This is a genomic window from Chromobacterium alticapitis (genome assembly GCF_002924365.1).
In the GTDB taxonomy this organism is placed as follows: domain Bacteria; phylum Pseudomonadota; class Gammaproteobacteria; order Burkholderiales; family Chromobacteriaceae; genus Chromobacterium; species Chromobacterium alticapitis.
Map to the genome: position 1 here is coordinate 1 of NZ_PQWB01000108.1, position 1,449 is coordinate 1,449.

Consider the following 1,449-nt stretch of genomic DNA (forward strand, 5'->3'; position numbering starts at 1 on the left):
CAAGAAGCTGCGCTGGCAAGCCTTTGTCGAACTCAATCAAGCCGTGCTGGCAGACCTGCGGCCCGCGCCGGATTGGCATGGCTTCCGCGTCGTCGCCGGCGACAGCACCACCTTGTATCTGCCGACGACGCATCCCGACATCCTGCGCGAGGGCGGCGACGGCTTTGGTTGCTACCACACCGACACCGGCATTTACAGCCTTGCCCGCGCCTCCGCCCTGTGCGAAGCCAGCACTGGCCTGATTCTGCGCGCCGACCTCACTTCCGAAACCGAGGACGAGCGCACGGTGCTGGCCAGCCAGCTCGATCAATTGCAGGTGAACGATTTGTTGGTGCTGGACCGCGGCTACCCGGCGTACTGGCTGTTCGCGCTGCTGCAGGCTAAGCAGCGCCATTTCTGCATCCGTTTGAAACTGGACTTCAGCGCCCAGGTGCGGGCCTTCGTCGCCTCCGGCGCCGCCAGCGCGGTGATCGACATCACGCCGAATGGCGCCCATCGTCCGGGCTTCGCCGCGCACGGCTTGCCCTTGCAGCCGCTACGGCTGCGCCTGGTGCGGGTGCCGCTGAGCAGCGGCCAGGTTGAAGTGCTGGCGACCTCTTTGCTGGATGAGGCTCAGTGGCCGGCAGCGGCCTTCGCCGCGCTGTACCAGAAGCGCTGGCGGATCGAAGAGGCCTTCCGCCACCTAAAATGCCGGCTCAAGCTTGAACAGTTCGGAGGCGAAACACCACAAGCGATACGGCAGGAATTCCACGCGGCGATCTTGCTGCACAACCTGGCGACGATTGCCGCGCAAGACGTGCTGGCGCAGCAGGAGCGGGACGCGCAAACCCACGCGCCGAATCTGACGCATGCGTCGCATCTGGTGCGGCTGTATCTGCCGCAGCTGCTGGCCGATCCGGCGTCGATTCGGGAGATCGGGCCGCTGCTGTACGACTCGATTGCCCAGCAGATCAGCCGGCGAAGGCCGGACAAACCGACCTCGCCGCGCAAGGCCAACCGCAAAAAGCCTCGACATCATCGTGCTTATAAGTGACTGATATATAAGGTGCCACTGCTTAATTTCGCGGCAGTGGGGCGCCTGGGACGAGCGATCTGGTGGAAATGGCGCGGTTACCATCGCCGCAGCCTGGTGGAAACCAAGATACGCTGTTTCAAGCGGCTGGGTGAGCGGGTGATGGCAAGGGACTTCGACCGTCAAGTCGCAGAACTCCAAGTGCGAGCGGCGATCTTGAACCGCTTCACGCGGCTCGGGACGCCGATGACGGTGCGCATGCCATAAATCCGTCCAGGGAAAGGGGCTTTGCATGCCGAAGCCTATTTATGCAACAAAGTCCGGAGAATCTGTCATTGCTGAAAAAGATGGTGTTGAATCTGGTGCGACCGGTGCCGATGGGCAAAAACGGCAAGATGAGCATGCGGATCAAGCGCAAGGCAGCAGCCTGGGATGAT

Annotated in this window: 1 protein-coding gene and 1 pseudogene; both read left to right on the forward strand. The window is 62.5% G+C overall.

The window, feature by feature from the left end; genetic code table 11:
- On the forward strand, positions 1 to 1,033 hold a 1,033-nt coding region (locus C2I19_RS17780), incomplete at its 5' end, for an IS4 family transposase (protein ID WP_103903986.1).
- A gap of 33 nt (positions 1,034 to 1,066) precedes the next feature.
- Positions 1,067 to 1,279, forward strand: a pseudogene (locus tag C2I19_RS17785) (IS5/IS1182 family transposase); the annotation flags it as partial.
- Positions 1,280 to 1,449 lie beyond the last annotated feature (170 nt).